The sequence below is a fragment of the Hydrogenophaga electricum genome (assembly GCF_030160815.1).
Classification (GTDB): Bacteria; Pseudomonadota; Gammaproteobacteria; order Burkholderiales; family Burkholderiaceae_C; genus Hydrogenophaga; species Hydrogenophaga electricum.
In genome coordinates this window covers 1-594 of record NZ_BSPB01000186.1, presented here as the reverse complement: position 1 = coordinate 594, position 594 = coordinate 1, and the positions used below count along the sequence as shown (strand labels likewise).

The following is a 594-nucleotide window of genomic DNA, read 5'->3' as shown; positions in this document are numbered from 1 at the left end:
CAGATGGGGAGACTTCTTACTTCAATTAAATTATTTCACTTTTTTAGTCGGAACCTTAGGTGGTTCTCGGAAGAAGATAGCGAAAAAAATTATCCCTAAAGTCGAAACTAAAAGGAACGTATAAACCAATGCTTCCATAGATTCGATCGTGGTTTATTTACAATTATAACTTCCACACCTATTCATTTGTCATTTGGGATCATTTCCCGTATAAAAAAGGAAAAAGAGTCAAAGAAGGGATGGGAGATGTTTCCCATGTCAAATCAAAAAAGAGAGGTGAAAGATACCAAAGCAATGCGGCCTCAGACTGGCTGTCTCCTCGTAGTTGGATCTCCGACTTTTTGGAATGTTCCAAATTCCACTTGAGCATCCAAGTCTGGATCAATACCAGCAAAAACATCTCGGAACAAGGTTCTAGCCCCATGCCAAATGTGTCCGAAAAAGAAGAGCAAAGCAAAGGTAGCATGACCAAAAGTGAACCAACCCCTTGGACTGCTGCGAAAAACACCATCTGATTTCAAAGTAGCCCGATCTAATTCAAAAATTTCCCCTAATTGGGAACGCCTCGCATATTTTTTTACAGTAGCAGGATCA

The 594-nt window shown here is 40.1% G+C and carries 2 protein-coding genes; both read right to left on the bottom strand.

Annotation, left to right across the window (positions count from 1 at the left end):
* Nucleotides 1–30: 30 nt before the first annotated feature.
* Entirely contained in the window at nucleotides 31–138 is a 108-nt protein-coding gene (locus QQK43_RS23800; protein ID WP_502260866.1) for a photosystem II protein T, read from the bottom strand.
* A 164-nt stretch (nucleotides 139–302) separates the two neighbouring features.
* Nucleotides 303–594, bottom strand: a 292-nt coding sequence (locus QQK43_RS23795; RefSeq protein WP_284309659.1) for a hypothetical protein, incomplete at its 5' end; no start/stop codon positions are given.